The sequence below is a fragment of the Enterobacter chuandaensis genome, assembly GCF_003594915.1.
GTDB lineage: Bacteria > Pseudomonadota > Gammaproteobacteria > Enterobacterales > Enterobacteriaceae > Enterobacter > Enterobacter chuandaensis.
On sequence record NZ_QZCS01000009.1, the window covers coordinates 102783 to 124203 of the forward strand.

Here is a 21421-nt window from a genome sequence, read left to right on the forward strand (position 1 = left end):
TGTCCTGGCTGGTTCAGTGAGGGGCTATTTATCAGGATTGTCTGCGGACTGACACAACAGATGGATAAAGAAAAAGCGGGCAGGTGCCCGCCTGAATTATTCTGGCAAAGGTGGCCACTCAACATCAGGGGCATAACGCAAATCCAGTCGGCGCAGCTTTGTTCGGTATTCACGTAACGCAGTGAGTTCGGACAATTCGTCAGCCGTTATGTCGTCATCATCCTGAGCTTCTACAAGCTGATTGATTCTTGCTGTAGCCGATGCCATGAGTTTGTCACGTTCATCCGCCGCAATGGCTACATAGTCAATTAGTGCGGGTGTCAGAACCGGATTACCTTCTGCGTCTGCTGAAATTACATTTCCCTCGGACTGACCAGCCATTAAGCGCCGGTGCTGTTCGCTTGTAACCCTCACCCCATTATCAGGCCAAATCCCTGATTTTTTATATTCGCTCATGAGCGCCAGCGCATAAAAGGCGTTCGTGGAAGCATCATAAATATACGAATAATTACCGGTCATTCAGTACCCCTTTGCAATCCAGTTCAGACCGAAAGTCGACGACGAACCGCGCACAGTAAACCCATGTGTATCGGTCGCTGTCATTGAAATTGCCAGCGTTCCCGTGCCGGTATCATTACCCACAACAGCAGTGCAGACGTTCGGGAATACCGCCGGGAAATTAATACGCTGACCACTGGTAAAACCTCCAGACCCCCACTGTGTAATCAGTCCGGTCGCATTATCCCGGTGCCAGCCATTAATCCCTAAACCCGCTGTAGGTAACATCCCGGTTGTCGCCAGAAATATCCCTGAATTATCGTCATGAAGCATGAACGGCTTAGTTTTGTCATTCTGATATACGCCGACCTCTTTGATATACTGACGCCCTGGCTTACCAGACAGAGCCACTGAAACATCTGACTTTGTTGGAAAGTTATTAGATGTCCACGAAGTGAGGTTATTTCTGATTTGTGAGTCAAGTTGCTCAAGATACAGACTCAGCCAGTTTGCTCCATTCCCCGTACTCCACTTATCACCGTATATATCGCCGTTTTTATACATATTGGCGCTACCGGCATAAACGCTTTCACTTGCAGCGATAATACCGAGACGGGTACTGATATAAGCCCGAATAGCATCATCGCTGGCGTCCTGAAACCCGATACCATTCCACGATTTAATATTCAGGTTATTACCATCAAAACCTGCGCCATCTTTATTTCCTAAAGTCATACCCCCTGTACCATCACCCACGGTAACAGAGTTTTTTCCGCGCACATTTGGTGTAGTAATATCTCCCGTAAAGTCAGCCCCCTCCAGCATCGCCACATGACGCCATGAGGTAATACCTGCACCCGTGCCGTGACCAAACAACACGAGATTTCCGCTGATGGCCAGTACGTCAACAACAGATGTAGGGCTTGCAACCTCCGTAAGCGTGATAATTTGCCAGAAACTTACCTGGTCTGGTGCATCAGGTGACTGATGCGCTCGCATAAACTGACAGCCTGTAGCCGCCCGCGCACCGATAGAGACCCGGTCAACGGCATCACTGACGAATGTTCCCGCGAGGAACCGTCCGTCACCTTTGAAAAGCACATTTCCCAGCCCAATATTCTGAACAAACAGAGGCTTATCAGGAATATCAGCGCCATTCCTTTCTTTTGCGAGTCGCGCACTGGCATTCTCCATTGCGATTTTCACCGCTTTCGGGGTCGCTGCGAGCGTCTCAGACGTACTATCGGTTGCACTGCTGAGCTGGACGATACCCTTTTGCGCCGTGGTTGCGTCCTGAGCCGTATATTTACCATTAGCAAGGTCATACGCCGCCTTAACCGCTTTCGGCGTTGCTGCGAGCGCCTCAGACGCGCTGTCGGTCGCACTGCTGAGCTGCGTGAAACCCTTTTCAGTGAGCGTGGCGTCAGGATGACGGCGGGACTGCTCATGCTCAGCGAGCTTATCGTCGACATAGTCCTGCGTTGCCATCACCGTTGAGGTATCAATCGTCAGCTCGACTGACTCGATATCGCTTACCATGATGACCATACGCACGGTCTGTGCGCGGCCTGACCCCTCATCAAGTTTAGGTTTATAGCTTTCCGCCATGTTACCGACGGCAATCAGCGTGCCAGTGTCGTCATAGAGCCCCATTTCGCGCATCCAGAAACCACCGGTTTCAGGCGGGATAAGTAGCTCCGCGACCACATAATTTTGATGCTTATTGTCCTGGCTGATTTTGTTCAGTTTATAGCGCCAGACTTCATTGACGAGCTTTGTCTGGTTGGCATCAGGTACCGGCAATGTACCGCCACCGTCGCCGATTGCCATCGCCGTAAAATTCACTTTTTTCCCGTTCGGGACGGTCGCTGCAGCCAGCTTGATTGCACCGGCTTTGGTGATGACCGTTTTATATTTTACTGTCATTGTCCTCTCACTTATCCGGGTAAACCGTGATGATGTCGCCGTCATACGTCAACGCGCCGGTGTACAGATAGCCAGGTACATCCTGAATAATATTGAGGCCGATAAGATGGCGGCTGGCTGGCTTTGCATCCGCAATGAGCCGCTCCATTTCTAAATACATTTCCTCAGTAATACCGCTTTCCAGTACACCAATATCAAGACGAAATGTGCCTGCCGGGTCGCCTGTCTCCCACCATTCCGTAACGTTGATGATGTAACCGAGCGGCTCAATAACTCGCCTGACTGCGCCTATCGTGCCTTTGTGGCAGTGAATGAAATACGCACTGCGAATAACGTCACGTTTGGTTTCTTCCGGCCAGTTCTCATCCCAGCGGTCAACGGAAAACGCCCACGCCAGCCACGGCAAAAGGTTTGCAGGACAGGCGTCAGGACTCCACAGGCGGCGTAACGGAATGGGTGTATTTTCAATATCGGCGCAGGCACGGGCAGCAGCCACCTCAAGAGGTGATGAGCCTACAGGCAACAGGCGCGCATCACTCATCCGAGCCACCAATCACTATCTGATAGTCAGTGCAAAAGGAGGCCTGCGTTTTATCAAGCACAATGTCAGCCACTGGCGCCGCCAGCTCGACACGCTGCACCCCCTCAACATGTAACGCGGCATAGATGGCTGACAGGCGAATATCCCGCCCTAACCGGTGCTGCGCGCTGATATAGGTTTTGAGCTTTGCCTCAGCAGCAGCTCTGACAGGCTCACTTTCCGGCCCCGGATAGATAAAAAGCGTCGCACTAATCTGATAATCGACAATCTGAGCTGATTGTACTGTCACGCGGTCAGCGACCGGCCTCACATCCTCAGCATTAAGCGCATTGCGCACAATGCTCAGAAGCTCATCAGATGCCGCGCCGTTATTCTCACGCGAGAGCACAGATATCGTGACGCACGCAGGGGATGGGCTGATAACAGAAATATCAGCGACACGTCCATCAGCACTGCGGCCATGAAATTCATAGGCACCCGTAGAGCCTGCCACGCTCATTCCTTCGAAAGCCTGTTGTATGCGCAGACGATAATCGGCGTCGAGTTCCATCTCTGCCGGGGTGGGTGGAATAGTGGTGTCGTCAGCAGGCGTGACGACAAGGCGCTCAACATTGAAATTCGCCCCGATATTATCGAGGTCACTGTCTATGGCATAAGCCAGCATGACTGCGCGCGCAGCCTCATTGACACGCTGACGCCAGATAACCTCACGGTAGGCGTTTTCCTGCAGTAGCTTAACAACCGGCTCAGACTCAAGCGCGAGCGTCCGGGCGACGGCTTCCTGCTGGTCTTCTGGATAGAGCGAAATCAGCGTCGCAATGCGCTCCGCAAGGATAGTTTCATAGTCCAGTTCCTCGACCACATCGGGAACAGGTAGCAGACTCAGGTCAACAGTTGCCATAGTGATTTAACTCAGTGAAACAGTGGTTGAAACTGACGCACCGGTATCGGTACGCATCCCGGTAATATCGACATACATTTCGCCAGTGTCGCCGCGCTCAAAACTGATGGATGTAAGCCTGATGCGTGGTTCCCACTTCTGGATCGCGGAATAGCACGCCACCATGATTTGCAGCCTTAGCGCCGGGGTTTGCGGCATATCAATCAACGCAGACAGGAGCGAGCCATATTCACGACGCATTACCCGCGAGCCGACCGGCGTCAGCAGAATGTCGCGCATGCTCTGGCTGATATGCTCACTGTCACGGATAGCGAGGCCGGAATTGCGGTTCATCCCCATATAGCGCGCCGTCACTTGGTTCCCTCCGTCCAGCTCCCGCCCCGTTGCACGCCGCCGTGACCGTGGTCATCAACCTGCACACCGTTTGATTTCAACGTGCCGTCTGTATGTTCGATGTTTCCCCGCATGGTGCCGCCTTTCTGCACCTCAAGCGTCGCCGTCGTCAGTTTGTTGGTGCAGACCACCTCCGGGGTGTCGAGGGTGATACGTTCTGCCGCTTTGACCAGCACCACCGGCACGGTGGCGGTGATGGACTCCGATGCCGTCACGTCGGCAGTCTTGATGCCGCTGACCGTCAGCGCACCGGTTTCCGGCTCATACTCCATAACCGCGCCATCAGGGAACACCACATGCCACGCATCCGCCGAGGCAGACGGGGCGGGGTTATCGTCTGAGAAAATCCCCGGCAGAACGAAAGCGGTATCAAGCTCGCCACCAATCGCCAGCAGCAGTACCTGCTCACCGACCGAGGGAGCCCACCATGTACGCGAACGACCTGCGCGGGTAGTCAGCCAGTTCAGCCATGTAGTCTGGATCCCGCCGCTTTGTACGCGGCACAGCCCCTGCACAATATCGACCTCAGTCACCACACCTGAGCGGATGAGATTGCGAATTGCGCGCGCGAGCTCCTGTAAAGTGGATAACGTATTCATAGTGCAAGGATGCCTCTGGTCTGGAGCCGCGCCAATTCGCGCGGCTCCGGTGATGGCTCACACAATATTTATTTGCCGAGGCGCCTGATAATGACGTCTTCAATCATCAGCTCATCGTCGTGGGTGAAACCGAGCAACGGGCGCGCATCGTACTGCACATCCCGGCTGTTGCGGTTTGGCCGGTCTTTGAGGCCGTACTGATGCACCCGTGCCATGCGCTGTACCTTGCCGGTAAACTCCACCACCGCCGCACTGTCGCTGCCTTTGGCTTTCATAAAGCGACTGGTGCGCAGTCTGGTGAACATTTCGCGCTTAATGCGGCCTTTCTTGCTTCGCACTGGCTGGCGCTTTCGCGCCGCATACGGGGTGCCGTCGGGAGCCTGCTGGCGCTTGATACGCTGTTGCTGACTGGTACGCAGCTTTTTCGCAATCTCAGCCGCCATTTGCCGACGCGCCGCCGGTGACAGGCTGGCAATCAGACCGGCAAGACGTTCCTGCAGCGCGGTTAAGTCACTCATCCCACTTACTCACCAGTTCGCCGTTAACGTACAGCTCGACCGGACGCGTCACCGGCTCAGGCAGCGGCGGCTCATGGGCATAGCTGACATGCAGCGCGCCGTCGACCTCTTTGACGAGCGTGCGCTCGGTCAGCCTCAGGCTGATACTGATATCGAGCGAATCGTCGTTATTGATATCAATCATCCAGGTGAATCCTTTCTCCCTCCCTGCGTCGGTGGTCATAATGTCCGGCTGATGCTCACGCAGCCACGCCTGCACCGGCACAAATATCAAGTCGAGGTCGCCGGTGAAGTCAGTCACCACCACGTTAAGCACGTACACCTTTTCAAACGACAGCGAGCTCGCCAGTCGGGAATCGGTATGGCCGTTGTCGGCAAACAGGCGCAGCATATCGGGGTTATTTCGGAGCTGCGGCACGGCGTTAATCAGCGCTTTGCGCAGGCTTTTGTGCTTTTGCATCGAGTTCATCCTGACAGTGTTTGACGGTTTTGACCTGCAGCGCACAGGCAGTCAGCGCGCCCTCAAGACGGCGAATATCCGCGCTCAGGTCACCATTTGTTTTCGGGTCACTTCCCGGCATCGGGCAAAGGCTCACCTTCGGGCATCCGTTGACCACAATCACCGGCGCTGGCGCAGGCGGGGCGGGAGTGCAACCGACGCACAACATCAGGCAGAGCAGCGTTATACCAGCGGCGAAAGGCTTCATTTTCATTAAGTAACCTCGTTATCGTCTGCTCACGGCGGCTGGCTTCTGCACTTGCCTTTGCGAGCTGCTCGCGCAGTGCCACCTGCGCGGATTCATTACGTCGGGCGAGCTGACCGGCAACACTGAGCTGATTTTTCAGCATGCCAATCGTCGCCTTTTGCTCGCTCGCGACACGGTTTGCCGCCTCAAAAGAGCGGGATAAATTGCCGTTCTCATGGCGCAACCACAGCAACCCGAGCACAGCCAGCACAAGCAGCGTTATCAGGACTTTCATGCCACCACCCCGCCAGCCGTGCGCCAGACAGTGACCAGCTTTTCGAGACTGTGCTCGCGCTGGCCGTAACCGGCACCCGGTAATGACGCCCAGATATTGCGACAACGGGAAACAGCACGCTCAATACGCCCCGCCCGGATATCGTCAATAGCACCGCGCTCCCGGATTAACTGGATCGCGAGCTTGTCCTGCGACAGTGGACTGAAATCAGGTAACGAGAGCTGTTTTTTATAGTGCGGCCAGAACAGATAAAGCTGCTGGTAACGCCCCGATGCCGTGGATTTCTCACCACGGCGATTAAACACTTTCGGTGGTCGGCCATGTGCGAAAGGGTGGTCGCTGTAATCGGTGAAAATCTCTGGCTTACCATCAAGACCGGTGACAATGACGTCATAGCCACGGTTTTTCGTCAGCGGATGGTTCGCTGTTCCTTCGGAATACGCCAGCATGTCCAGAAAGGCGGCGATATTCTGGTGAGTATTAATGACCGGCATCGTCTTCCCCTTTCTGTGACTTAAAGCGGCGCTGTATGGCGATTTCCACCACCTGATAACCGGCAATACCGAGCATGGATCCAATCCCGCACACGGCAGGCAGTGACATATCAGGAAACTGCACCAGAACAACACCGGCGACCATCGAAACGAAACCGCCGAGCAGCATGCGTCCGACAAACAGGCGCGGGGTGATGGGCTCACCACCTGCCAGCACTTTCCCGACAACAATCATCACGCCAATCACAAACAGTGACAGGACGCCTTTTTCCCCTTCTGTCATGGTTTACTCCCAAAGATTGATAGTGTTAGTTACTGGTGAAGACGGCACATGGGGCAGGTCAATCTCGGTACCATGCGGCAGAATGACTCCCAGCTCAGACAGACCCGGATTAGCCTGCAGCACCGTCTCGACCACGCCCTCAGTGCGCCCGTAATACCGGGCGCAAATCGCATCGAGGGTGTCGCCCTGCATTGCCCTGACTTTCATCAGAGCTGACCCACTATGCAGCGCGGCTTGTCCTGCAGACGCGCAACTGACCAGCGCATATCCCGCCACAGGTCATCAATGGTGGTTTCCACACTGTCGGCTTTTTTGTCACCCTTGCCGGTGGCCTCAACGCCGCGATAACGCTCATACAGGGTGGCGGTCGCCATCGCCGTCACGGCGCTGAGGTAGTGGAAAACGCGCACATTCTCGCCGTCGATTTCCTCGGCAGGCACGTCGGCCAGTTGCTTAAACCCGGCGGCAGTCTGGCGCAGCCGGTAGTCGTAAAGCTCCGCATTGGTCTCGGCCATGCCGGTCTTGATGGCATTGCGCAGGCGCGCATCGGAAACCGTCTGCTCAAGGCGCATCAGTTCGCGCACGCGCTTCGGATCCACATCAGGGAAAAAGAACGTGTTTTTAATCACTGCACCGCCCGTCTCCGGTGCGGGAATCACCACGCCCGGTACGTCCTGCGGTTCATCGGGCTGGTTCAGTATCACTGTCGTCATGACAACCTCATCAGGTTGGGCGGTGGACGCCGGTCGCCGTCAGGTCTTTGCCTGCTTTGACCGGCGTGCCGCCCGGCTCGGGGAGCGTTCAGTTAACCGGCGGTTTTGCCGCCTTTGGTGGACGCCCGCGCTTTGCTGCCGGTTTGCTGGCAGGTTTGCGCGTGCGCGGTTTAGTCGTTTTACGGGGTGCGGCCTCTGGCTTTGGCTTCAATGCCCGTTCCAGTCGCTCAATCTCCTTGCGCACACCGGCATTGCGGTCGAGCTGCATCGCGCGCTGAAACTGCGCCAGCGCCTCGGCATTCATACCGGCATCACGCAGGGTCAGGCCAGTCACCTTATGCAGACGGGCACGCACCATATCGGGAACGTCAGCGCCGTCGGTCAGATCGATAGTGGTCTGCAGCCAGGAAAGGTCGACAGACTCACCGGCATCGCGCAGACGCTGCGCGGCAAGCGCCACTTCCTCAACCAGCATGTAAGGTGTTGTGCGGCGATGGTCAGAGGTGAGGCCGTATTTCAGCGCGTAGGGGGCAATTTCCAGCGCGCCAGCGATATCACCGGCATCGAGACGCCACAGCATGACGGTCATGACAATGTCATCCTGCGCACCACGGCCATCAGCCAGCACACCGGCGACCCACGGCGCATAGAACGGCAGCAGCTCGCGCTTTTTCTCGGCTTTACGTTCGTTTGAACGGATGTTTTTTAACGTGCGGCGGTCATCGGCCAGCTTAACCAGCATCTGCTCATAGGCGGTTGCATGGCGCAGCGGGGCTTGCTCCCGCTGCGCGGTTTGAGAGGCCGAGACCCGCATCATGTGACGCTGTGCGGGGCTCGTCATGGTTTAGGCTCCGCTTTCCGGTGCTGCAGGTGCGGTGAAATCGCCCAGGGTGATGTTTTCCAGCAGGCACCCGGCAGCATACGCCTCGACCACATAGTCGATATTCATCGACTCGTAGTTTTCAACGCGGTCTTTTTTCGGGTTTTCATCAATGCTGCGGCGGTGGCTCTCATCCATGAAATAGATAGAGAGGTTTTCCAGCGTGGTCACTAACACGGCATTCGCCGGGAAGTACGGCACACGCACAGCAGGCAGGTTGCCGATTCGCTTCTGGCTGATGATGATATCTGCCGCGAGCGCTTCGCTGTTTTCCTGCGGCTTGTTCACCAGCGGGAAATATTTGTCGGCCAGCAGCTTACGGCCAACGATGGCAACGAGTTTCGGGTCATCCTGATAAACCTCGTCAATCAGGTTGTTGGTCGCATCCATCACCAGCGCGTCGAGGTTCTCATAGTCGCCGTTTCGACCGACACGAATCACTGCTGAAACGACCTTACCGTCAGCGTCGGTGATGTTGCTCATCACGCGCGTCGGGGCTTCATTGCGGTATTTCTGCAGCCAGCCGACGGCCACATCCTGCAGCATCGGATTTTTGGTGCGGTCAGAGGTGGCGGCGCGGGTGGTACCGTTAAAACCGGCCATGATGAAATCGAGCGCCTGACGCTTGACGATGGCGTCACGGATACGGCGCTGGAAGTCCTGAAAACGCGCCCACAGGTCGAGGGTTTTATATTTCAGATGGAAGTCAAAGTTAATCTGGTCGCACTCGTACTTGTTGGACTCAAGCGCGGTAAAGTCTGCGGTCTTACGCTCATCATCACCCGAAGTGTCGGTCGTGCTGGCGATAGTACCGGTCACACCAACGCCGATTTTCTCACCTTTCATTTCTGCGACCGGCAGGATATTAATCGTCTGCAGAAACGCGGATGACTCCTGCACTTTGTTCATCAGCGTTTGCGTGACGGACGGCTCGACGGTGAATTTTTTACTGACATCATCAGTGCTGATGCCGTTCAGCTCAGCGACGCGGGTCAGATAGGCATTGAACTTAAAACGGGTTTCCGGGCGCATAGTATTTCCTGTTTGAATTTATCGGTTAGTCACTGCATCGGGCGGGGTTGCCGCCCGGTTTCGGGTTTGCGGCTTATCAGCAGTCGGTCAGCAGCTCATCGCCACCACCGCCGCTGGCTTTCGTGCGTCGCGGCTGGCTGAAACTTTCGGTTTTATCGAGGGTGGTTTTCAGGGCGGAAAATGCCTGGCTGGTTTCTTCAACCTTGCCGGTCAGTTCCTGTTTGAAGGTGGCAAGCGCGGTTTCCATATCGGAAAGACGCTTATCCTGCGCAGTGAGGTTGGTCTGCACATGCTCGCTGACGGCGGTCACCGCCTCATGCACATCATTCATGCGCGCATCGTCGCTGACCTGTTTACGGCTGAAAATGGCTTTCACCTTGTCAGTCAGGGCGGTAAATACCGTTTCCGGCTGGTCTTCAAACTCAAGCTCTGCAAGCGTTGCCGCTGAAATCAGGTTTTCAGGATTAGCTTTAAAGCGGTTAAGCGGGTTGTGTTTTGCATTGCGACAGAATTCGAGGTATTCGGTGCCGAGGCTTGCCGGGTCATCAGTCACAGCCAGACCAACGAGATATCATTTGCCGCTGTTGCTGAAATTCGGCGCAATTTCCATTGAGGTATAAACCTTCTGGAGTGCCTTATTCATTGCGACTAAATCGTCGGATGGGCTGATTTTTGCGAACAGTGCCAGCTTTCCGTTAAGCGCGGAGTCATCTTCGATTTTCTCCGCTTTCAGTTCGACCACATCGCCATAGCGTTTGAACGGGCTATCAGGAAACACGCTTTTGATGTGCTCAAGATTGATGCGGCAACCGTAGACGCGCGGGTCAAACGTGTCGGCCATTTCCTGAATATCACTGGCGCTGATAATGCGCCCGTCGCAGGTATCACCCTCGACGCCGATGCGAAAGAATTTTGAGACTTTTTTTGCCATTGTCAGGAGTCCTGAGGTTAGGGTTACTGGTCAACGCCAGTTTCCAGACTCCGGGCACGCCAGACCACTAACGACGGCTGGACAATCGCCCACACAACAGCACCTTAGCGAATCACTGACGGCCATTAAGTAGCCTTGCCCTGAATCCACTACGGCGAGGCATCAATGACCATTTCCACCGATACAACCTTGTTGCATGACCCGCGACGACAGGCATCGCTGCTTTACTGGCAGGGCTTTTCCGTGCCACAGATTGCCGAAATGCTGCAGGTCAAGCGCCCGACCGTGCAGAGCTGGAAGCAGCGCGACGGCTGGGACGGCATCGCGCCGATTTCCCGCGTTGAAAGCAGCCTTGAGGCCAGGCTGATTCAGCTCATCGCCAAGCCGCAAAAGACAGGCGGCGATTTCAAAGAGATTGACCTGCTCGGACGGCAGATTGAACGGCTGGCGCGCGTCAACCGCTATAGCCAGACCGGCAACGAGGCCGACCTTAACCCCAACGTCGCCAACCGCAACAAAGGGGAGCGCAAAAAGCCGAAAAAGAATTTTTTCAGCGACGAGGCTATCGAGAAACTGGAAGAATTATTTTTCGACCAGTCTTTCGAGTACCAGTTGCAGTGGTATCGCGCAGGACTGGCGCACCGTATTCGCGACATTCTCAAATCCCGCCAGATTGGCGCGACGTTCTATTTCTCCCGCGAGGCGCTGCTGCGCGCGCTCAAAACCGGCCATAACCAGATATTTTTATCAGCCAGTAAAACGCAGGCTTACGTGTTCCGCGAATACATCATCCAGTTTGCGCGACTGGTCGACGTTGACCTGACCGGCGACCCGATTGTCATCGGCAACAACGGCGCAAAACTGATTTTTCTCGGCACCAATTCCAACACCGCGCAGAGCCATAACGGCGACCTGTATGTCGATGAAATATTCTGGATCCCGAACTTTCAGAAACTGCGCAAAGTCGCCTCGGGCATGGCATCGCAGAAGCACCTGCGCTCAACCTACTTTTCGACCCCCTCAACACTGGCGCACGGGGCTTACCCCTTCTGGTCGGGTGAGCTGTTCAACAAGGGGCGCGCCAGTGCCGCTGACCGCATCGAAATCGACATCAGTCACCGCGCGCTCGCCGGTGGTAAGCTCTGCGACGATGGCCAGTGGCGGCAGATTGTCACCATTGAGGACGCCCTTGCCGGGGGCTGCACCCTGTTCGACCTCGACCAGCTCAAACGCGAAAACAGTGATGATGATTTTAAGAACCTGTTTATGTGCGAGTTTGTCGACGATAAGGCATCGGTATTCCCGTTCGAGGAGCTGCAGCGCTGCATGGTCGATGTGATGGAAGAATGGGAGGACTTTGCCCCGTTCGCCGACCATCCTTTCGGTTCTCGCCCGGTCTGGATTGGCTACGACCCGTCGCACACTGGCGACAGTGCCGGATGTGTCGTGCTCGCACCGCCGGTGGTCTCGGGTGGCAAGTTCCGCATGCTGGAGCGCCACCAGTGGAAAGGCATGGACTTTGCCGCGCAGGCAGAGGGCATCCGCAAACTGACCGAGAAATACAACGTCGAATACATCGGCATTGACGCAACCGGCCTCGGTCTGGGCGTATTCCAGTTGGTTCGCTCATTCTACCCGGCGGCACGCGGCATCCGTTACACACCTGAAATGAAAACCGCGATGGTGCTCAAGGCAAAAGACACCATTCGCCGTGGCTGTCTGGAGTACGACGCCGGGGCAACCGACGTCACGCAGTCGTTTATGTCGATTCGCAAAACCATGACCAGCAGCGGGCGCAGTGCCACCTACGAGGCCAGTCGCACCGAGGAAGCCAGTCACGCCGATATCGCATGGGCGACCATGCACGCCCTGTTAAACGAACCGCTTTCTGCCGGTAGCGGCATGCAGCCTAAATCAATTCTGGAGTTCAACTAAAATGGGTAAGCAAAAATCCCGCAAAGCCGCCGCGCAGAAAACACGCGCACCACAGCAACTGAAAGCCAGCGCACCGCAAAAAATGGAAGCGTTCACCTTCGGTGAGCCAGTTCCGGTGCTCGATAAGCGCGACATTCTGGATTATGTCGAGTGCATCAGTAACGGCAAATGGTACGAGCCGCCGGTCAGCTTTTCCGGGCTGGCAAAGAGCCTGCGCTCTGCCGTGCATCACAGCTCACCGATTTACGTTAAACGCAACGTGCTCGCGAGCACCTACATTCCGCACCCGCTGCTGTCCCGTCAGGATTTCAGCCGTTTTGCGCTCGACTATCTGGTTTTCGGCAACGCTTTTCTTGAGCAGCGCCACAGCGTCACCGGCCAGTTAATTAAGCTGCTGGCCTCACCGGCCAAGTACACCCGGCGCGGGGTCGATGATTCGATTTTCTGGTTTGTAGAAAACTTTACTCAGCCGCATGAGTTCGCACCTGACACCGTGTTTCACCTGCTGGAGCCTGACATTAATCAGGAAATTTACGGTCTGCCGGAATATCTCAGCGCGCTTAATTCTGCCTGGCTGAATGAATCCGCAACGCTGTTTCGCCGCAAGTATTACCAGAACGGCGCGCACGCGGGTTACATCATGTATGTGACTGACCCGGCGCAGAGCGCGACCGACGTCGAATCGCTACGCGAGGCGATGCGTAACTCGAAAGGGCTCGGCAACTTTAAGAACCTGTTTTTCTACGCCCCCGGCGGAAAACCGGACGGCATCAAAATCGTGCCACTGAGCGAGGTCGCCACAAAGGATGACTTTTTCAACATCAAGAAAGCCAGTGCCGCCGACCTGATGGATGCGCACCGCGTACCGTTCCAGCTAATGGGCGGCAAGCCCGAGAATATCGGCTCACTCGGTGACGTTGAGAAGGTGGCAAAGGTATTTGTGCGTAACGAGCTGTCGCCGCTGCAGGACAGGTTCAGGGAGGTAAACGACTGGCTCGGCATGGAGGTCATCAGGTTCAAAGAGTACACCCTCGATAACCCGGAATAACTCCCCCTCAAGCCGCCATTATGGCGGTTTTTTCATACCCCGCCACCATCACGCCTCAGACGCGCCGCACGCGCACCACCACACCCAACAACCAACGAATCGAAAGCGACCATAAACGCGCCATCATGGCGCGCTCAGACGATAATTTTTATTATTACGCACCACCTCTGGCGCGCAATGCTTTCCCCGCCACGCCTGCCCGCTTTATGGGTCGGTTTTAATGCAGTTGCATGACCACTCTGGATCCGCGCCAGCTCTGGCGGCGCACGGCCAGAACGGGCAAGCCTGACGCAGGCAAAACCATGCACCTGTTGCATGCACAGCTTATTTATTGATAAATCGCCTTAAATTTACAAAAATCACGGACATTGGTTCTTTCCAAACATGATAGCCTCTCGATAATTATCGAGCCTATTTTGAACGGAGAAAGATATGCAAGGTGAAGTTGACGAACAGCAACCCAATGAGATTATGTCGGAGTTTGGATACTATCCAGTAGAAGTTAACATTGAGGCTGAAAATTTTTCTTTACTTACTTTACCCGGACTCGCTGAGAAAGTAGAGCTCGTTAACAATGACAGAAATGTTGTTAAAGGCTGGATATACCCTGGAAACCAAGAGATATATAACTTGAAAGGTGGCATATCCACAATGCCTTATAGTCACCGAGTATTCGGCTTGCCAAAAACACACATACTAAAATTAAAAAATGCATCCTCGTTAGAAAATCTCAACTTTGTTGTGTGGTGCCTGTCTTTTTTCAGTGGGATGAGATTAACAACAACCGATGCTGGTTTTCTAGATGCAACCCCCATCAAGCCAGCTAAGTTAACCGACTTTATTCTCGTTGGATGCTCTGAAAAAGAAGTCATAGAACTGGCTCTTAATTATATAACTAGCAAACAAAAGGATGCGCATTCCCCCAAAAGAATTGCGGCAGTAGTGCATGCACTATTTTTATCTCAAAACCCACAATACCTTTCTTTTGAAAAATTCCAGTACCTTTACATGGCACTTGATGGTTGCTTTGCTTTGTCGTGGGCTGAGCATGACAAGGCTCCTGATAAAACCCCGCCAAATCATTACAAGCGATTAAAGTGGATGTGCAAAATTTATGGGTTACAAATCCCCACATGGGTATCAGGCAAAAAAAACATTTCTGGAATCCGCAATGATAATTTCCATGAGGCTATCTTTTTTGGTCAACCGCTTGGTTTCTCCAGTATTAACAACAGTCAATATGGTAACGATATCTTGTTGCAAATGCAGGCACTGGTATGTCGCCTATTAGCGGCAATATTGTCGGTTAATGATTGCAGCTATCTCAAATCTTCGGTCAACTCACGAGAGTACCATTCATTAAAAATAAATTAATACTAACGCCTCGCGGTGCTCGTTGTTCAACCCCGCCAGAACTGAAAGCGAGTTTCAGCACCGGCGGCGTTTGCTATCGTCGACGTGGTGGCGGCGCGTATTGTGTCGAACTACTGATATCGTTAAACCGCTCGTAATTATCTCTGACAATTTCAGCACAACCTACCAGTTCAGCAGGTGTCAGATTCTCACTAACCATTATCTGCTGCAGACGATGAACTATAGCCATCAGTTTTACGCTTTTAATTTTGTGCTGCGGAATTTCGCCCGGTAGTCGATGCATATTATCGCCCTCATTGAATTTCACTCAGTATCCTCAGAGCACCACTATAAAAATTTTCTTAGGTAACTTTATATTCACTACTGACGTGTCATCCATATCACATCACAAAGGTTTTACTAACACCTTTCATATCTCGTTGTTCAGCCCATTCAGCGCTGAAAACAAGTTCCAGCACTGCTTACGTTATCAAAGACCTACCATAACTAAATGTAAATTGCTCATTAAAGGACAATTAAAATTCATCCACTATTTTTAATCAAATGCCTAATCTTTAGAGGGCTAGTAGAATCTTCAAAATGAGGCACCTCTACAAAAAGGATCTCTCTGTCATCTACAAGTGAAACAATGTGTTTGGATAATAAAGATTCAATTCTTGATAAATACGAAGGAACTTTTCCATGAAAAGCTAGTGAGTTTTCTCTCACCCTGTATGGGTTTCTAACATGAATATGAGTTGAGCACTCATCATACAGTGCAACAAATTGTTTTTTTGTTAAATACCCACCTTTTAATTTCCTCCACCCGTCATTGGTAATTTCTGACACAGGCAACGGATAAAAATTTGGATTTATCTTCTCCAACTCACTCATAATACGCTTGGCTTTCCATACGCCATCAATATTCTGTGTAACAGTTCTATATGCTGTTTCATGTGAAATTAACGATGAGAATGCTATAAGCTCCAATAACTTCCTAAGCTGTAGCGCCTCTGTTTCTATTAAAACTTGAAGATAAAGCCCGCCAGATTGCCCAGATGCTAAAGCATGTAGCGTTTCAATTCGTTTTCTACATTCAAACATTAGTTTGAGATATTTATTTCTTTTTTTTGAGTTCATTTACTTTAACTCCTTATGAATACTCCAAAACCATACAAAAGCCACATTATAAAATTAAATATAATATGGCCAAATATTTCATTTTAGTTATCAATTATTGAAGTTACTTCACCTGTTCTTACATCAACGCGCACCGCTACAGTCTGTTTTACCACTCCACCATACGCATTAGTGCCTCGAAATGTTGTTTTTACAACGGCATGTGGGTCTTTATTCAAAATGAGATGGTAGACCGTTGAAACATGTTTATAAGAGGAATCATCATTCATGCTGGCTTTTATCAGCTTCTCTAACGGGCGATAAGAGCCATCCCAACCGCTAAAATTCCCCTGAAAAACGTCAAGGTTGATTTTATTATTTAGAGATTGTGGATCCTTCTCGAAGTCGTTGAAACACCACCCCAACACATCACCGAGCTTTAACGCATCATCTTTAGTAAAAGTGTACTCACTCATACAGGCATAAAAAGCATCAACATATCTAACCGGTACACTTTTGAAACCGACATAATCCTTAACGATTTCGTGCCGTGTTTCTTTTGACTCGTTGCGATATTCTTTGAGGGTTTTATCTGCGTACTCAAACGTTGGCGTAGCCGGTTCCGCTTTAACCATCGGTACATCATTTTTCGCTACTGGCTGACTCTTTTCAGTCGGCCATAAGATTGAACCAATAACGCCCAACGCCAGACAGCCGCCGAGGTAAACCGCGCTTGAGCGCTTACGATTCGGCATCCTAACCAGCGATGGCTTGATAAGACCAATGATAAAAGCAATAAAAAGAGCCAGAGATAAAAATGCTATTACGGTATCCATGATTTTCCTTTATGTAATCCCATAAAAAACAACCCCATGCTACCAAACATGAGGTTGATATTGGCACTTTTTTGAGGAGCTACCGCCAGCTCTCATCTTCCCAAACTTCCTGAAGAATAGCGTCCAGCGCTTCGCGGTCTGAATCTTTATCGAACCCCATCAACTCAACACCAGTCATAGAACCTTTCTTGACGTTAACGCGAGTTGCCGGAAAAACTGACTGTATTCGCCTAGTCAATTCACTCTGAAAAGCATCAATCACCGGCTGGCCGACTATTTGGTCTTTATCTAATGTGATATTTACCCTCACCTTGCTCTCCCTCGCAAAGGTTTCATCAACAGGCGGCGCGGAAAAAACAACAGAAAAATTATTGTTTTTCATTAAGTTTCCTCTTGCTATCTCCGCAATTAAATTCAATGCGATTTCACGGTCTCTTTCCTGACAAGTCCCTTCAGCCGTCAGACGCGCAATCATTTCGACCCGCTCAATCATAACGTGCTCATTTAGCTCTCTATCCACACAACCTCCACCACGAGACACTGTATAAACATACAGTACCACGTATTGATAAAAAATGTGAAGAAAAAAAAGTTGCAAATACACTGTATGTACATGATATGGATGAGTATTAACGCTTATATTTCCGTTGCTAGCTCCGCTAAAACCGCAACACGATTGAGGGTTTCTGTAGCTTTGGTCCGATACGCCTTAGCTTTCGCCTGATGTGATGGCGCCGTGGTAAATATTTCTCCTGTGGTCGTTCCTCGCAACCATTTACCGTCAAAGCAACTTTTACCACCCGCCATCAGGTGCAGGGCTTCACCCCGGCTGATATTTATGCCGGTTGTCAGATGTATCTCGCCAATAGTTTTCGCTATAGCTGCATTTTGTTCATCCGTTCCATGGATGAATTTTCGCCGCATTGCTGGCTTTTGCTTCCTGATTCGGTTTGTTAACTCTCGTTTTTCACGTCGACTCAGGGGTTTTGATAAATTGAGTTCCGGTGGATCGCTTTCGCTTCCCGTACAGTTATTGACAGAACTCCGAGAGGGCGCAGGAGCGCCCTTAAGGTCAACGGCCAAATCAACGGCACGCTTCGGTACAATTTTCCACTGCGTTAGCCGGGTTAAAATCGGGGTGCCAGCACCAACAGCGGAATCGTACACGCCGCGTATACAGACGGTTTCCTCACCATACTGGTTAAACTCGGCGCGCGGTTCATACAGTGTGCGCACCTGCAAATCATCGCGACGGACAAATGGCCCACCCTGCGCATTAACGTAACCAGCCCAGTCACCGGCGTCGGCGGCATCATGGACGGCGGCAAACTCAACGCTCAGACCATGTGCGGTCTCGGTGTCAGCGAGACGACGCAACTCACGGTAGACCGTCACCGGCGCGCCGCCGATAAACTGAAACTGACGGATGTGCCAGCGTGCCGCCCATGCTGAAACAGCGGGGGCTGTCTCTTTCAGCAACTCACCGCTTTCGTCATCGGTTTCACCATCGAGAGCATAGCCGTCGATGTTTTTGGAAATGTATTTAGCAACATAGCCGGTAGCGCTGCCCTTTTCCGGGTCAATGGCTTCGGCATGGAAGCGTGCTTTTTTGGCTTTATCGCTTCTCAGTTCGTGGTGGTCTTCCTCCCACGCATAATCTCGGATGATGAGGCGCACGCGTTCGACGTCTTCTGGCAACATGAACATAAGCATGTGCCAATGTGGCGTCCCGTCGTGATGAGGCTCGGCAACACGTATGCCGAAAATGCGGATTTCTTCCCGATGTAGCTTGGCACGAATGCGCGCCCAAAGGCCGGTGAGATAACTCTGCGTGTCCGACGGGCTGGCTCCGTTCCATTTGCTATTACGGTATCCCGCTTTAGTCGTGGCGTGATATTTAGACGGTGCAGTCAGGGTGTAAAACTCCCCGACGTATCCGAGTTCATTGCAGATATTTTCAAACCCGCGGATGCGGGTCATCAGTTCGCAGCGACGTATCGCAGGGTTGGCTACCGAGCCATCATATTTTTCAATCAGGCTGATGCGGTTGCCGTCTTCGTCCTCGAGATCCAGCCCCTTGAGAAATTCTCGCGTGCGGCGCTTCTGCTCGCGCCAGTCGGTCACGCAGTTTTTACTCGCGTAGGCGTGTCGTTTCTTGCTGACATTGCCGACTGCAATTTGCAGATGTTCGCGCCATGACGCCGCAATGCGTCGCAGACGGCCACGCCACCAAACCTCATTAAACATGCGCATGATTGCTGGCGCCGCTTTGTCCTGGTCAAAGTATTTTGTTGTCAGTCCCGCCCAATGAGGAGGAGTAACACGAAATTGCAGCGCAATTAATCCGGCGCGCATGTACCAGCCATGTAATGTCGCCAACTCGCCGAAATCTGAATCAGCGTCATCATGTTCTGCCAGTTCTGCACGAATAAAATTACCGATATCAGCGGCCAGCAGGTCAATGTCGGCACGAGACATATCCGGGAGGCGGTTGTATCTGGCTACCATATTGACCATACGTGATGCCAGATACTGCATATATTTCGTATCGAAATGACCACCGAAAACAGCGCCTGATACATCGCTGCTAATGCCTGCACACTCATATTTTTTTGCGACCAGTTCAAGACGCGGCAATGCCTTTTTGCAGAAGCTGATTAAAAAAGCATTGGCTCGTTGACTGCCCTGATTTTGCTCCAGCACCGCAGCTGTTCGATAAACATCGAAACGCACGCACTCAGGCTGGAGGGAAAGCACCTTTCTCGCATGCAGCAAAGCCGCGAACATACGGTCGCGGCGATGCTGTTGGTCATAGGTAAGATATGGGCTGGCTATTGCCGGTCGAGGAGCATTCCACGGAAAAGCATACTCAAGCCTCACAATGACTCTCCGCAGCTATCAATAAATGCACTAATAAACTCAGCGGCAAGTTGTGGAACTATCGCGTTTCCATAACCGCGCAGTAGCTCCACCCTTGAGGAAACCCCATCAGAAGCCTCGCCATATCCGGCAGGTAACATTCTAATCTGACCATCTGCGCCCTCGTTGGGTTGCCAGTCAGACCAAAAGTGTGAAGCCACATTTGACGATAAAGGGTGTCGTTTCTCATCCGACCATCCTTTCTGAAAAATGACTTGCTCAGATTTCCTGAATCCTTTCCAGACCTGGCGGTTACTGTTGCCCAAGGCCGCACCAAAACAGATGCGTTCTCTTTTGTGAGGTGCACCGACGCCTGAAGCTGGTAATACTGCCGCTGCGCAGGCGTAGCTTTCATTTTCCAATTCAGCGAATAAATCATCGAGCCAGTATTTCCCAATCGCCGGTTTAACTTGCTCTCCAAAGATGACTGAAGGACGGCACTGTTTAATGAGCCGCACGAATGTAGGTGCAAGATGCCTCGGGTCAAGTTGTCCGAGTTGTTTTCCCGCTGAACTAAATGGCTGACACGGAGGGCTTCCTGTCCAGCACGGGTAGTCATCGGGGACGCCTGCGAGTCGCAGGGCAAGCGACCAGCCACCAATTCCGGCGAAGAAATGACATTGTTTAAAACCTTTAATGTCGGAAGGTGTGACATCTGAAATACTCCTGTCGTCAACGATACCAGGTGCGATTAGCCCACTATCAATTAGATTGCGCAGCCATTGCGCCGCAAATGGGTCAAACTCGTTGTAATAAGCCGTCACGCCCTTTCACCAAATGTTGAAATGCACAAGTGGCCGATGCGTTCAATTTCATCAGCCATGCCTTTGAGTGTTTTAATTTCCGAATCTTGAATATGGTGATGAATCAAACCGGAAATAAGCTGGTTAATCTTTGGGTAATATCCGATAGTGTCGAGCCATTCCTCGCCAGCATTTTTACCTGACTTAACGACTTTCTTTTCATTCAGGATAAATTGATACTGGTCGCTGGTAATAACCCATTTGTCGCCGACTTCAATACGAATCGCCATTTAAACGCCCCTGTAGTGTTTGTGTTTGAGCTCCGCGATTTGCTGACATGTCACGCAAAAGGCCACGCCCGGAATCGCAATGCGGCGAGCTTCCGGGATTGGTGCGTCACATTCTTCGCAGAGGAAACGAGAGGGCGCATCGATACGGCTGCGCGCGTTGCTGATGTGGCGCTCTCGGTCTTCCTGCTCACGCTGTTGGGCTAAATCAATTGCGTCGGCCATTAGTGCAGCTCCTGTGATTCGTTCTCAAAGCGGGCTGCTTCACGGCGCAGCAGTTCGGCCGCTTCTTTGCCGGTCATATCTGAATTGGTAATGTGAACGGCTAGAGCTTCGAGACGGATTGAAACGGCGAGAGCGCGGTCTTTGCGCTCTTCTTTTTTGGCTTCTTTAAACAAAGACTCCAGCACGTGGTCGCCAGCACTACTCGGCGTTGATAAATAAATAATTCGACTCATATATCCTCCTGATTTTTGGCAAAAGAATGCCCG

At 52.3% G+C, this 21421-nt stretch carries 29 protein-coding genes and 1 pseudogene; 4 read left to right on the forward strand and 26 right to left on the reverse strand.

Going from position 1 to position 21421, the window contains the following annotated elements:
* Positions 1–96 precede the first annotated feature (96 nt).
* From D5066_RS15085 to D5066_RS15165, 17 genes and pseudogenes are all read right to left on the reverse strand, one after another.
* Positions 97–519, reverse strand: coding sequence for a tail fiber assembly protein (locus D5066_RS15085; protein ID WP_119916420.1), 423 nt, complete (start codon positions 517–519; stop codon positions 97–99).
* On the reverse strand, positions 520–2424 hold the full coding sequence (locus D5066_RS15090; protein ID WP_119916421.1) for a phage tail-collar fiber domain-containing protein: 1905 nt from the start codon (positions 2422–2424) through the stop codon (positions 520–522).
* 7 nt (positions 2425–2431) lie between these two features.
* A complete protein-coding gene (locus D5066_RS15095) occupies positions 2432–2965 on the reverse strand; it encodes a phage tail protein I (protein WP_119916422.1) in 534 nt (177 codons plus the stop codon).
* Positions 2958–3866: a baseplate assembly protein gene (locus D5066_RS15100; RefSeq protein WP_023135259.1), complete on the reverse strand. Its 909-nt coding sequence runs from the start codon at positions 3864–3866 to the stop codon at positions 2958–2960. Before D5066_RS15100 ends, D5066_RS15095 begins: the two co-directional genes overlap by 8 nt.
* Before the next feature lie 6 nt (positions 3867–3872).
* On the reverse strand, positions 3873–4220 hold the full coding sequence (locus tag D5066_RS15105) for a GPW/gp25 family protein (protein ID WP_023135260.1): 348 nt from the start codon (positions 4218–4220) through the stop codon (positions 3873–3875).
* Positions 4217–4858: a phage baseplate assembly protein V gene (locus D5066_RS15110; protein WP_023135261.1), complete on the reverse strand. Its 642-nt coding sequence runs from the start codon at positions 4856–4858 to the stop codon at positions 4217–4219. The genes D5066_RS15105 and D5066_RS15110 overlap by 4 nt, the downstream gene beginning before the upstream one ends.
* Positions 4859–4926: 68 nt before the next feature.
* Positions 4927–5376, reverse strand: a complete 450-nt coding sequence (locus tag D5066_RS15115) for a phage virion morphogenesis protein (RefSeq protein ID WP_119916423.1) — start codon at positions 5374–5376, stop codon at positions 4927–4929.
* Positions 5369–5836 carry a phage tail protein gene (locus D5066_RS15120; RefSeq protein ID WP_119916424.1) on the reverse strand — a complete coding sequence of 156 codons (468 nt, stop codon included), beginning with the start codon at positions 5834–5836 and terminating at the stop codon, positions 5369–5371. The genes D5066_RS15115 and D5066_RS15120 overlap by 8 nt, the downstream gene beginning before the upstream one ends.
* Positions 5799–6044, reverse strand: coding sequence for an Rz1-like lysis system protein LysC (lysC, locus tag D5066_RS15125; protein ID WP_230121663.1), 246 nt, complete (start codon positions 6042–6044; stop codon positions 5799–5801). The genes D5066_RS15120 and lysC overlap by 38 nt, the downstream gene beginning before the upstream one ends.
* Positions 5944–6357: an Rz-like lysis system protein LysB gene (gene lysB / locus D5066_RS15130; protein ID WP_119916425.1), complete on the reverse strand. Its 414-nt coding sequence runs from the start codon at positions 6355–6357 to the stop codon at positions 5944–5946. Before lysB ends, lysC begins: the two co-directional genes overlap by 101 nt.
* Positions 6354–6851, reverse strand: a complete 498-nt coding sequence (locus D5066_RS15135) for a glycoside hydrolase family 24 protein (protein ID WP_023135263.1) — start codon at positions 6849–6851, stop codon at positions 6354–6356. Before D5066_RS15135 ends, lysB begins: the two co-directional genes overlap by 4 nt.
* Positions 6838–7134 (reverse strand): phage holin family protein, encoded by a 297-nt coding sequence (locus tag D5066_RS15140; RefSeq protein WP_023135264.1) that lies wholly within the window; start codon positions 7132–7134, stop codon positions 6838–6840. Before D5066_RS15140 ends, D5066_RS15135 begins: the two co-directional genes overlap by 14 nt.
* Before the next feature lie 3 nt (positions 7135–7137).
* Positions 7138–7341 carry a tail protein X gene (locus tag D5066_RS15145; protein ID WP_057517720.1) on the reverse strand — a complete coding sequence of 68 codons (204 nt, stop codon included), beginning with the start codon at positions 7339–7341 and terminating at the stop codon, positions 7138–7140.
* A complete protein-coding gene (locus D5066_RS15150; RefSeq protein ID WP_000214253.1) occupies positions 7341–7847 on the reverse strand; it encodes a head completion/stabilization protein in 507 nt (168 codons plus the stop codon). The genes D5066_RS15145 and D5066_RS15150 overlap by 1 nt, the downstream gene beginning before the upstream one ends.
* An 88-nt stretch (positions 7848–7935) precedes the next feature.
* Positions 7936–8688, reverse strand: coding sequence for a phage terminase small subunit (locus tag D5066_RS15155; RefSeq protein WP_057517721.1), 753 nt, complete (start codon positions 8686–8688; stop codon positions 7936–7938).
* Positions 8689–8691: 3 nt separating this feature from the next.
* Positions 8692–9759, reverse strand: a complete 1068-nt coding sequence (locus tag D5066_RS15160) for a phage major capsid protein, P2 family (RefSeq protein ID WP_001247243.1) — start codon at positions 9757–9759, stop codon at positions 8692–8694.
* A gap of 76 nt (positions 9760–9835) precedes the next feature.
* Positions 9836–10690: pseudogene (locus tag D5066_RS15165) on the reverse strand (GPO family capsid scaffolding protein).
* A gap of 165 nt (positions 10691–10855) precedes the next feature.
* Here D5066_RS15165 and D5066_RS15170 point away from each other — a divergent pair.
* From D5066_RS15170 to D5066_RS15190, 4 genes are all read left to right on the forward strand, one after another.
* Entirely contained in the window at positions 10856–12625 is a 1770-nt protein-coding gene (locus D5066_RS15170; RefSeq protein ID WP_057517722.1) for a terminase ATPase subunit family protein, read from the forward strand.
* A gap of 1 nt (position 12626) precedes the next feature.
* Complete coding sequence (locus tag D5066_RS15175; RefSeq protein WP_001550189.1) at positions 12627–13673, forward strand: phage portal protein; 1047 nt, start codon at positions 12627–12629, stop codon at positions 13671–13673.
* Between the two features lie 20 nt (positions 13674–13693).
* Positions 13694–13894 carry a hypothetical protein gene (locus D5066_RS15180; protein ID WP_057517723.1) on the forward strand — a complete coding sequence of 67 codons (201 nt, stop codon included), beginning with the start codon at positions 13694–13696 and terminating at the stop codon, positions 13892–13894.
* A 211-nt stretch (positions 13895–14105) separates the two neighbouring features.
* A complete protein-coding gene (locus D5066_RS15190; protein ID WP_115190153.1) occupies positions 14106–15047 on the forward strand; it encodes a hypothetical protein in 942 nt (313 codons plus the stop codon).
* Positions 15048–15120: 73 nt separating this feature from the next.
* Here the strand turns inward: D5066_RS15190 and D5066_RS23125 are convergent, their stop codons facing one another.
* The 9 genes from D5066_RS23125 to D5066_RS15230 all read right to left on the reverse strand — a co-directional run bounded on the left by D5066_RS23125 (position 15121) and on the right by D5066_RS15230 (position 21388).
* Positions 15121–15330 carry a hypothetical protein gene (locus D5066_RS23125; protein ID WP_115191194.1) on the reverse strand — a complete coding sequence of 70 codons (210 nt, stop codon included), beginning with the start codon at positions 15328–15330 and terminating at the stop codon, positions 15121–15123.
* 239 nt (positions 15331–15569) lie between these two features.
* Positions 15570–16166, reverse strand: a complete 597-nt coding sequence (locus D5066_RS22835) for a hypothetical protein (protein ID WP_133300914.1) — start codon at positions 16164–16166, stop codon at positions 15570–15572.
* Positions 16167–16249: 83 nt separating this feature from the next.
* Positions 16250–16981, reverse strand: a complete 732-nt coding sequence (locus tag D5066_RS15200; protein WP_115190151.1) for a hypothetical protein — start codon at positions 16979–16981, stop codon at positions 16250–16252.
* Positions 16982–17060: 79 nt separating this feature from the next.
* Entirely contained in the window at positions 17061–17501 is a 441-nt protein-coding gene (locus tag D5066_RS15205; protein ID WP_115190150.1) for a DinI-like family protein, read from the reverse strand.
* 116 nt (positions 17502–17617) lie between these two features.
* The gene (locus D5066_RS15210) at positions 17618–19714 is read right to left on the reverse strand and encodes a replication endonuclease (RefSeq protein WP_419179120.1); all 2097 of its coding nucleotides are present in this window, start codon (positions 19712–19714) and stop codon (positions 17618–17620) included.
* Between the two features lie 143 nt (positions 19715–19857).
* Positions 19858–20664, reverse strand: a complete 807-nt coding sequence (locus tag D5066_RS15215; protein WP_119916427.1) for a DNA cytosine methyltransferase — start codon at positions 20662–20664, stop codon at positions 19858–19860.
* Positions 20661–20933 (reverse strand): DUF5405 family protein, encoded by a 273-nt coding sequence (locus D5066_RS15220; RefSeq protein ID WP_119916428.1) that lies wholly within the window; start codon positions 20931–20933, stop codon positions 20661–20663. The genes D5066_RS15215 and D5066_RS15220 overlap by 4 nt, the downstream gene beginning before the upstream one ends.
* Positions 20934–21155 (reverse strand): TraR/DksA family transcriptional regulator, encoded by a 222-nt coding sequence (locus D5066_RS15225; RefSeq protein ID WP_119916429.1) that lies wholly within the window; start codon positions 21153–21155, stop codon positions 20934–20936.
* The gene (locus D5066_RS15230; protein ID WP_119916430.1) at positions 21155–21388 is read right to left on the reverse strand and encodes a DUF2732 family protein; all 234 of its coding nucleotides are present in this window, start codon (positions 21386–21388) and stop codon (positions 21155–21157) included. The genes D5066_RS15225 and D5066_RS15230 overlap by 1 nt, the downstream gene beginning before the upstream one ends.
* Between the last annotated feature and the right edge of the window lie 33 nt (positions 21389–21421).

Coding starts and splice junctions, on each gene's coding strand:
- D5066_RS15085 (WP_119916420.1), bottom strand. CDS start 519: ATGACCGGTAATTATTCGTATATTTATGATGCTTCCACGAACGCCTTT.
- D5066_RS15090 (WP_119916421.1), bottom strand. CDS start 2,424: ATGACAGTAAAATATAAAACGGTCATCACCAAAGCCGGTGCAATCAAG.
- D5066_RS15095 (WP_119916422.1), bottom strand. CDS start 2,965: ATGAGTGATGCGCGCCTGTTGCCTGTAGGCTCATCACCTCTTGAGGTG.
- D5066_RS15100 (WP_023135259.1), bottom strand. CDS start 3,866: ATGGCAACTGTTGACCTGAGTCTGCTACCTGTTCCCGATGTGGTCGAG.
- D5066_RS15110 (WP_023135261.1), bottom strand. CDS start 4,858: ATGAATACGTTATCCACTTTACAGGAGCTCGCGCGCGCAATTCGCAAT.
- D5066_RS15115 (WP_119916423.1), bottom strand. CDS start 5,376: ATGAGTGACTTAACCGCGCTGCAGGAACGTCTTGCCGGTCTGATTGCC.
- D5066_RS15120 (WP_119916424.1), bottom strand. CDS start 5,836: ATGCAAAAGCACAAAAGCCTGCGCAAAGCGCTGATTAACGCCGTGCCG.
- lysC (WP_230121663.1), bottom strand. CDS start 6,044: ATGTTGTGCGTCGGTTGCACTCCCGCCCCGCCTGCGCCAGCGCCGGTG.
- lysB (WP_119916425.1), bottom strand. CDS start 6,357: ATGAAAGTCCTGATAACGCTGCTTGTGCTGGCTGTGCTCGGGTTGCTG.
- D5066_RS15135 (WP_023135263.1), bottom strand. CDS start 6,851: ATGCCGGTCATTAATACTCACCAGAATATCGCCGCCTTTCTGGACATG.
- D5066_RS15140 (WP_023135264.1), bottom strand. CDS start 7,134: ATGACAGAAGGGGAAAAAGGCGTCCTGTCACTGTTTGTGATTGGCGTG.
- D5066_RS15145 (WP_057517720.1), bottom strand. CDS start 7,341: ATGAAAGTCAGGGCAATGCAGGGCGACACCCTCGATGCGATTTGCGCC.
- D5066_RS15150 (WP_000214253.1), bottom strand. CDS start 7,847: ATGACGACAGTGATACTGAACCAGCCCGATGAACCGCAGGACGTACCG.
- D5066_RS15155 (WP_057517721.1), bottom strand. CDS start 8,688: ATGACGAGCCCCGCACAGCGTCACATGATGCGGGTCTCGGCCTCTCAA.
- D5066_RS15160 (WP_001247243.1), bottom strand. CDS start 9,759: ATGCGCCCGGAAACCCGTTTTAAGTTCAATGCCTATCTGACCCGCGTC.
- D5066_RS15170 (WP_057517722.1), top strand. CDS start 10,856: ATGACCATTTCCACCGATACAACCTTGTTGCATGACCCGCGACGACAG.
- D5066_RS15175 (WP_001550189.1), top strand. CDS start 12,627: ATGGGTAAGCAAAAATCCCGCAAAGCCGCCGCGCAGAAAACACGCGCA.
- D5066_RS15180 (WP_057517723.1), top strand. CDS start 13,694: ATGGCGGTTTTTTCATACCCCGCCACCATCACGCCTCAGACGCGCCGC.
- D5066_RS15190 (WP_115190153.1), top strand. CDS start 14,106: ATGCAAGGTGAAGTTGACGAACAGCAACCCAATGAGATTATGTCGGAG.
- D5066_RS23125 (WP_115191194.1), bottom strand. CDS start 15,330: ATGCATCGACTACCGGGCGAAATTCCGCAGCACAAAATTAAAAGCGTA.
- D5066_RS22835 (WP_133300914.1), bottom strand. CDS start 16,166: ATGAACTCAAAAAAAAGAAATAAATATCTCAAACTAATGTTTGAATGT.
- D5066_RS15200 (WP_115190151.1), bottom strand. CDS start 16,981: ATGGATACCGTAATAGCATTTTTATCTCTGGCTCTTTTTATTGCTTTT.
- D5066_RS15220 (WP_119916428.1), bottom strand. CDS start 20,933: ATGGCGATTCGTATTGAAGTCGGCGACAAATGGGTTATTACCAGCGAC.
- D5066_RS15225 (WP_119916429.1), bottom strand. CDS start 21,155: ATGGCCGACGCAATTGATTTAGCCCAACAGCGTGAGCAGGAAGACCGA.
- D5066_RS15230 (WP_119916430.1), bottom strand. CDS start 21,388: ATGAGTCGAATTATTTATTTATCAACGCCGAGTAGTGCTGGCGACCAC.